The sequence below is a fragment of the Mycobacterium sp. 1465703.0 genome (genome assembly GCF_001672975.1).
Lineage (GTDB): Bacteria > Actinomycetota > Actinomycetes > Mycobacteriales > Mycobacteriaceae > Mycobacterium.
Genome location: NZ_LZKU01000045.1, coordinates 33,851 through 41,000, shown reverse-complemented (window position 1 = coordinate 41,000; position 7,150 = coordinate 33,851). Strand labels below are relative to the sequence as shown.

Sequence of the window (7,150 nt, the reverse complement as noted above, 5' to 3'; positions counted from 1 at the left end):
CCGGAGTTGGTGGCCGAGTTGGCCGCCTCGGCCACGCTGGTGTCGTTGGTGCATCCCGGTGATGGCGCCCCGGAGCGCGGTTATGTGCCGTCCAAGGCGTTGGCCGATTTCGTGCGGTGCCGGGATTTGACGTGTCGCTGGCCCGGCTGTGATCGTCCGGCCACCGACTGCGACCTCGACCATACGATTCCTTATGCCGACGGTGGGCCTACCCATGCGTCGAACCTCAAATGTCTGTGTCGCACCCACCATTTGGTGAAAACGTTTTGGGGCTGGGCCGAACAACAACTCGCCGACGGCACGCTGATTGTGACCGCCCCGTCGGGGCACACCTATGTCACCACCCCGGGCAGCGCCCTGCTGTTCCCCAGCCTGTGCGCGCCGACCGGCGAAATCCGCCCACCAACTCCGCGCGCGGCCGACCACTGCGCTGAGCGCACCGCAATAATGCCCACACGCCGGCGCACCCGCGCCCAAGACCGCGCCCACCGCGTCGCCACCGAACGCAGACAAAACCACCAAGCCCGCCAAGCGAACCGTCGAGAATGCGAGGCCGCCTACTTCGGTCCCGCGCCACCGTCCGACGATGATGATCCACCGCCATTCTGATTGCCGGACAACGGTTTACACAGAGGCGACGGCGAGCAGACGCCAGTCGCCGGGCACGAAGTTGTCGTTCTGGTCCCATCGACGGTTCAGTTCGCTTAGCGTGAGCTATGACAACAGCCGATCAGCGCTCAGTCCTGCCCACTTCACGCAAGGTCCTCTGCTTCGTCTACGGCGCTATCGCTGTCGCCGCGCTCATTGCCACGTGGAGTCAGAATGTGGCCTACCTGGACAAGCCCGCCCGATTCCTGATCGAATTCATCAACGCCTCGAAGGTCACACCGGCATCTCGATCGATGAGTGTCGACGCTCTGCTGGTCGCCATCTCTGCAGTGATCCTGATGGTGATCGAGGCCAGAAGGCATGGCGTTAAATACGTTTGGCTCTACGTCGCGGGCGCATTTGTCACCGCGATCAGTGTCATGTTTCCCCTATTTCTGATCGCGCGCGAATTACGCATGGGCACATCCGACGCGCCCCGCCTCAGCACTACCGACACGATCCTGCTGGCAGTCGTCGCCGTTGCGACTGCGGTGTGGACTGTCTGGGTGGATGTGGGGTGAGGCCGTTCTAACGGCCTTCAGGACCAGTTCTCACGTCCTACCCAACTGCGGCTGCGACCGTAGAGCCGTTGGTCCACGGATGGGTCGGAACCATGAGGAATGTTGCGCTGGCCGCGGTCACCGGACTTCTCGTCGCCGCCGTGCCGGTGGTGGCCACGCCGCGAGCCGCCGCCGATATCTCCCTGTATTGCAGGCCGGGATGCTGGGGTGCGATCGCGGCGTCGCTGTCCACTGGAGAGGAGGCCATCCGGCTCAACTACACCACTGCGCAAAAGGCGGAGGACGACGCCGTGTTGTGGTGCGACGTGATCGGCAAGACGAACGACTGCCAGCTGGTCACGTCGGGGCTAGGTTGCCTCTCGATCGCGGAGAGCAGCGACGGCAAGACCCTGGCGGCGCGACAGGCTTTCACCCAAGACGCGGCCGATGCCGCAGCGCTGGACGGCGCGGGACCTGGGTCGACGATCGACCTGAACGGGTGCAGCGGCTGACGTCGATTGGGGGAACCACCGGCCTTCTAGCTGCCCTGATGTGCCATGATGTCCAAGCTGTCAAGACTCAGGGGAGCAGCAGTGGATCTCAATTTTTCGATGGTCACACGACCGGTCGAGCGGCTGATCGCTACAGCGCAGAACGGGCTGGAGGTCTTGCGGCTGGGGGGTTTGGAAACCGGTAGTGTCCCGTCGCCGTCTCAGATCGTCGAGAGCGTGCCAATGTACAAGCTGCGGCGGTATTTCCCGCCGGACAGCCGGCGCGGCCAGTCGCCCCTCGGGCCGCCGGTGCTGATGGTGCACCCGATGATGATGTCGGCCGACATGTGGGACGTCACCCGCGACGAAGGCGCGGTGGGAATCCTGCACGCCCACGGCATCGACCCGTGGGTCATCGACTTCGGCGAACCCGACAAGGTCGAAGGCGGTATGCGCCGCACCCTGGCCGACCACATCGTCGCGCTCAGTCAGGCCATCGACACCGTCAAGGACGTCACCGGCAACGACATCCATCTGGTCGGATATTCGCAGGGTGGCATGTGGTGCTACCAAGTCGCCGCCTACCGGCGTTCGAAAAGCCTGGCCAGCATCGTCACCTTCGGTTCGCCGGTCGACACGCTGGCCGCCCTGCCGATGGGCATCCCGGCCAACTTCGCCGCGCCCGCGGCGAACTTCATGGCCGACCACGTGTTCAGCCGGCTGGCCATCCCCAGCTGGATGGCGCGCACCGGCTTCCAGATGCTCGACCCGCTCAAGACCGCCAAGGCCCGGGTGGACTTCGTCCGCCAGTTGCATGACCGCGAGGCGCTGCTGCCGCGCGAGCAACAGCGCAGGTTCCTCGAGCGCGAAGGCTGGATCGCCTGGTCCGGCCCGGCCATCTCCGAACTGCTCAAACAGTTCATCGCGCACAACCGGATGATGACAGGCGGTTTCGCCGTCAACGGACAGATGGTCACCCTCACCGACATCACCTGCCCGGTGCTGGCCTTCGTCGGCGAGGTTGATGACATCGGGCAGCCGGCCTCGGTGCGCGGCATCCGGCGCGCCGCACCTGACGCCGAAGTCTACGAAAGTCGCATCCGCACAGGACATTTCGGGCTGGTCGTGGGAACCAAGGCGGCGCAACAGAGCTGGCCGACGGTAGCCGAATGGGTGGAGTGGCTTTCCACCGGCGGCGACAAACCCGCCAGCATCGACCTGATGGCCGATCAGCCCGAGGAACACACCGACAGCGGCGTGGCGTTGAGCTCCCGGATAGCACACGGCCTCGGCGAAGCGTCCGAGGCGGCAGTGGGAATTGTGCGCGGCGCGGCCAACACCGTCGTCGCCGCCAACAAGTCGGTGCGCACGCTGGCCGTCGAGACGGCCCGCACCCTGCCCCGACTGGTGCGCCTGGGCCAGATCAACGACCACACCCGGATTTCGCTGGGCCGCATCATCGAAGAACAGGCACACGACGCACCTCAGGGCGAATTCCTGCTGTTCGACGGCCGTGTGCACACCTACGAGGCGGTGAACCGGCGCATCAACAACGTGGTGCGTGGCCTGATCGACGTCGGGGTGCGGCAAGGCGATCGGGTCGGCGTGTTGATGGAAACCCGGCCCAGCGCGCTGGTGGCCATCGCCGCCCTGTCCCGGCTGGGCGCCACCGCGGTGGTGATGCGGCCCGACGCGGATCTGGCCGCATCGGTGCGGCTCGGGGGAGTGACCGAACTGCTCACCGACCCCACCAACCTCGACGCGGTGCTGGCGTCCGACCGCCAGGGGCTGCGCCAGGTGCTGGTGCTCGGTGGCGGGGAGTCGCGGGATCTGCACCTGCCCGAGGACTCCGACGTCATCGACATGGAACAGATCGACCCGGACGCCGTCGAGCTGCCCGGCTGGTATCGGCCCAACCCCGGACTGGCCCGGGACCTGGCGTTCATCGCGTTCACCGCGGCCGGCGGTGAACTGGTGGCCAGGCAGATCACCAACTACCGGTGGGCGGTGTCGGCCTTCGGTACCGCCTCGACGGCCGCCCTGGACCGCCGTGACACCGTCTACTGCCTGACACCGCTGCACCATGAGTCGGCGCTGCTGGTCAGCCTGGGTGGCGCGGTGGTCGGCGGCACCCGCATCGCGCTGTCGCGTGGCCTGGACCGGCACCGATTCGTCCAGGAGGTGCGCCAGTACGGCGTCACCGTGGTGTCCTACACCTGGTCCATGCTCCGCGAGATCGTCGACGATCCCGCGTTCGTGCTGCACGGCAATCATCCGGTGCGGCTGTTCATCGGTTCCGGCATGCCGACCGGCCTGTGGGGACGGGTCGTCGAGGCATTCGCGCCCGCCCATGTCGTCGAGTTCTTCGCCACCACCGACGGGCAGGCGGTGCTGGCCAACGTGTCGGGCGCCAAGGTCGGCAGCAAGGGTCGCCCGCTGCCGGGTGCGGGGCGGATCGAGTTGGGCGCCTACGACGCCGAGCAGGACCTGATCCTGGAGAACGAGCGCGGCTTCGTACAGATCGCCGAACCCATGCAGGTCGGGGTCCTACTCGCGGCCTCCAACGGCCCGATCGATCCGAGCGCGTCGGTCAAACGCGGTGTCTTCGCTGCGGGCGACACCTGGATATCGACGGAGTACCTGTTCTACCGCGACGACGACGGCGACTACTGGCTGGCGGGCCGCCGGGGCTCGGTGGTCCGCACCGCGCGTGGCCTGGTCTACGCCGAGCCGGTCACCGACGCCCTGGGATGCATCACCGGTGTCGACCTCGCGGTGACCTACAACGTGCCGGTGGGGGACCACGAGGTGGCGTTGTCGGCGGTGACGTTGTTGCCTGGGGCCTCGATCACGGCGGCCGACCTCACCGAAGCCTTCGCCAAGCTCCCCATCGGTCAAGGACCCGACATCGTGTGCGTGGTGCGAGAGATGAATCTGAGCGCGACGTTCCGCCCCACCGTCAGTGCGCTACGGGCGGCCGGGATCCCGAAGGCCGGACGCAACGTGTGGTATTTCGATGCCGAGGCGAACGAGTACCGTCGCCTGACCGGCGCGGTCCGTTCCGAGCTGACCGGAGCGCAGTCATGATCGACGATGCACTGCTGCGCATCCTGGTGTGCCCGCAGGACCGGGGCCCACTGGTTTTGGTGGGCTCCGAACTGCTCTACAACCCACGGCTGCGGCGCGCCTACCGCATCGAGGACGGCATCCCGGTGCTGTTGATCGACGAGGCCCGTGACGTCGGCGACGACGAGCACGCCCGGCTCATGGCGCAAGGCCGTCCGGCAGATCCCCGGTGAGGTAGCGCTGCAGATTCGGCGCGATGGTCTGCGCGATCTGCTCGGGCGGTAGCGACGCGAACGGCTCCAATTGCAGGATGTACCGCGCCATCACCACGCCGACCAGTTGCGACGCCACGAATTGGATGCGGATGGTTCCGCTTCCCGGTGGATTGTCCACGCGTGAACCGACTTCGACGGTGATGACGTCTTCGATGAACGTGCGGAACAGGTTGACCTCCGAACCGGCCAGCACCGACCGCAGGGTCGCGATGAACCCGGTGCCCAGATCGGAATCCCACAGCGGCAACAACATCGACGGCAGCCGGTAACCGATTTCGGAGACAGGCACCTCGCGCAACGGACCGATGATGTCCATCGGGTCGATCGGGATATGCACCGCCGCGGCGAACAGCTTTTCCTTGGTGCCGAAATAGTGGTGCACCAACGCCGAATCCACCCCCGCCGCCGCGGCCACTGCCCGAATCGAGGTGTTGCGAATCCCCTTGCTGGCGAACAGCTCTCGCGCACTGGTCAAAATGCGTTCACGGGTGTCGGAGACCCCGGCCGGCCGCCCCCGCCGCCGCCGCGCGCTGGTGGCCGTCACTAGGACGCTCCGTGGCGACCCAGCCCCCGCAAGCGGGAGGTACCCCCGGCGCCCGGCTGTGCCGCGCTTGCGATCGCCACTACGGTGTCCGTCGCCGCAGCGTGGCCGCGGCCAGGCACAGCGCGGCCAGGGCGAAGCCCAACACCACGGCGATGTCGCGCACGGCGATGAAGGTCAGTTCCGGGTTCGCGCCCACCTGCTGCAAGGCCTCCAGTGCGTAGCTGGCCGGCAGCACATTGCTGATCCATTGCAACCAGTGTGGCATCAATGCGCGCGGCACGATGATGCCGGCCAGCAGCAGCTGCGGCACCATCACCAGCGGTATGAACTGCACCGCCTGAAACTCGGTGCGGGCGAACGCACTACACAACAGACCCAGGCCGACCCCGAGCACGGCGTTGACGATGGCGATGACGAACACCCACATCGGGCTGCCCGCGGTGTCGAAACCCAGCAGCCAGAACGACACGATGCAGGCCACAATCGCCTGTGCGGCAGCGGCGACGGAGAAGGCGGTGCCATAGGCGATCAGCAGATCGAGGCGGCGCAGCGGCGTGGTCAAAATGCGCTCCAGCGTTCCGGAGGCCCGCTCACGCTGCATGGTGATCGCCGTGATGATGAACATCACGAAGAGCGGGAACAGGCCCAGCAGAATCAGGCAGGCGTTGTTGAATGGCGAAGGGGTGCCCGGCCGATGTGGAGCATTTTGAAACATGAAGTACATCAACGTGATCACCAGCACCGGAACCGCCAGAATCATCGCTACGCTGCGGTGGTCGGCGACCAACTGGCGCAAGATTCGCGCCGTCGTCGCGGTGTAGCCCTTGAGCCCTAACCGGCTTGGCGCGTGGTGCTGCGCTTGATGATGGACAGAAACGCGTCCTCCAGTGACGTGCATCCGGTGTCCTCTCGTAGTCGGGTCGGCGTGGTGTGGGCGACGAGGTGGCCGTCGCGCATCAGCAGCAGATCACCGCAGTGGTCGGCCTCCTCCATGACGTGGCTGGAGACCAGCAGCGTGGTCCCACCGCGCGCCAGTTCGGTGAACTGCTCCCAAAGATCCACCCGCAACACGGGATCCAGGCCCACCGTGGGCTCGTCGAGCACCAGCAGGTCGGGCTGGCAGACCAGCGCGCACGCCAGCGACACCCGGGTGCGCTGGCCACCGGAAAGATTGCCGCAGAAGGCGGTTCGGTGATCCGTCAGCCCCACCCGTTCGATGGCGGCATCGGCGGCCTGGCTGTCGAACCCGTACAGCGCCGCGAAGTACCGCACGTTGTCGACGATGCGCAGGTCGTTGTAGATGGTCGGGTCCTGCGGCAGGTATCCGACCCGGCGGCGCAGCGGCGCGGATCCGGCGGGGTGGCCCAGCACGGTGACGGTTCCTGAGGTCACGATCTGGGTGCCGACGATGCAGCGGATGAGTGTGGTCTTGCCGCAGCCCGATGGGCCCAGCAGGCCGGTGATACTGCCCGTGCCGATCTGCACCGAAAAGTCGTGCAGAGCTGGGCGTTTGCCGCGGATCACGCGCAGGTGATCGATCTGCACCGCCGGCTCCGCGGAGGCGGTGATTAATTCATCGCGGGATGAACTCATCATGCGATGAATAATCGTCTTGTGCGGCAGGGT

General features: G+C 66.4%; 8 protein-coding genes. 5 read left to right on the top strand and 3 right to left on the bottom strand.

Annotated elements, in window-relative coordinates; all coding sequences use genetic code 11:
- The 5 genes from A5625_RS04025 to A5625_RS04005 all read left to right on the top strand — a co-directional run.
- Nucleotides 1-609: HNH endonuclease signature motif containing protein (locus tag A5625_RS04025; protein ID WP_197515956.1), on the top strand; the 609-nt coding region annotated here is incomplete at its 5' end.
- 107 nt (nucleotides 610-716) lie between these two features.
- Nucleotides 717-1,169 carry a DUF2834 domain-containing protein gene (locus A5625_RS04020; RefSeq protein ID WP_066989270.1) on the top strand — a complete coding sequence of 151 codons (453 nt, stop codon included), beginning with the start codon at nucleotides 717-719 and terminating at the stop codon, nucleotides 1,167-1,169.
- Between the two features lie 92 nt (nucleotides 1,170-1,261).
- The gene (locus tag A5625_RS04015) at nucleotides 1,262-1,660 is read left to right on the top strand and encodes a DUF4189 domain-containing protein (protein WP_066989267.1); all 399 of its coding nucleotides are present in this window, start codon (nucleotides 1,262-1,264) and stop codon (nucleotides 1,658-1,660) included.
- A 48-nt stretch (nucleotides 1,661-1,708) separates the two neighbouring features.
- On the top strand, nucleotides 1,709-4,726 hold the full coding sequence (locus A5625_RS04010; protein WP_156747911.1) for an acyl-CoA synthetase: 3,018 nt from the start codon (nucleotides 1,709-1,711) through the stop codon (nucleotides 4,724-4,726).
- Nucleotides 4,723-4,938: a Trm112 family protein gene (locus tag A5625_RS04005; protein ID WP_066989263.1), complete on the top strand. Its 216-nt coding sequence runs from the start codon at nucleotides 4,723-4,725 to the stop codon at nucleotides 4,936-4,938. Before A5625_RS04010 ends, A5625_RS04005 begins: the two co-directional genes overlap by 4 nt.
- On the opposite strand, the gene A5625_RS04000 is transcribed toward A5625_RS04005, so the two are convergent.
- The 3 genes from A5625_RS04000 to A5625_RS03990 all read right to left on the bottom strand — a co-directional run bounded on the left by A5625_RS04000 (nucleotide 4,904) and on the right by A5625_RS03990 (nucleotide 7,120).
- Nucleotides 4,904-5,524: a TetR/AcrR family transcriptional regulator gene (locus A5625_RS04000; RefSeq protein WP_066989261.1), complete on the bottom strand. Its 621-nt coding sequence runs from the start codon at nucleotides 5,522-5,524 to the stop codon at nucleotides 4,904-4,906. The two genes, A5625_RS04005 and A5625_RS04000, sit on opposite strands and share 35 nt — an antisense overlap.
- 79 nt (nucleotides 5,525-5,603) lie before the next feature.
- Nucleotides 5,604-6,422, bottom strand: coding sequence for an ABC transporter permease (locus tag A5625_RS03995; protein WP_156747909.1), 819 nt, complete (start codon nucleotides 6,420-6,422; stop codon nucleotides 5,604-5,606).
- On the bottom strand, nucleotides 6,356-7,120 hold the full coding sequence (locus A5625_RS03990; RefSeq protein WP_066989257.1) for an ABC transporter ATP-binding protein: 765 nt from the start codon (nucleotides 7,118-7,120) through the stop codon (nucleotides 6,356-6,358). Before A5625_RS03990 ends, A5625_RS03995 begins: the two co-directional genes overlap by 67 nt.
- Nucleotides 7,121-7,150: the final 30 nt, after the last annotated feature.

Coding starts and splice junctions, on each gene's coding strand:
- A5625_RS04020 (WP_066989270.1), top strand. CDS start 717: ATGACAACAGCCGATCAGCGCTCAGTCCTGCCCACTTCACGCAAGGTC.
- A5625_RS04015 (WP_066989267.1), top strand. CDS start 1,262: ATGAGGAATGTTGCGCTGGCCGCGGTCACCGGACTTCTCGTCGCCGCC.
- A5625_RS04010 (WP_156747911.1), top strand. CDS start 1,709: ATGTCCAAGCTGTCAAGACTCAGGGGAGCAGCAGTGGATCTCAATTTT.
- A5625_RS04005 (WP_066989263.1), top strand. CDS start 4,723: ATGATCGACGATGCACTGCTGCGCATCCTGGTGTGCCCGCAGGACCGG.
- A5625_RS03995 (WP_156747909.1), bottom strand. CDS start 6,422: ATGCACGTCACTGGAGGACGCGTTTCTGTCCATCATCAAGCGCAGCAC.
- A5625_RS03990 (WP_066989257.1), bottom strand. CDS start 7,120: ATGATGAGTTCATCCCGCGATGAATTAATCACCGCCTCCGCGGAGCCG.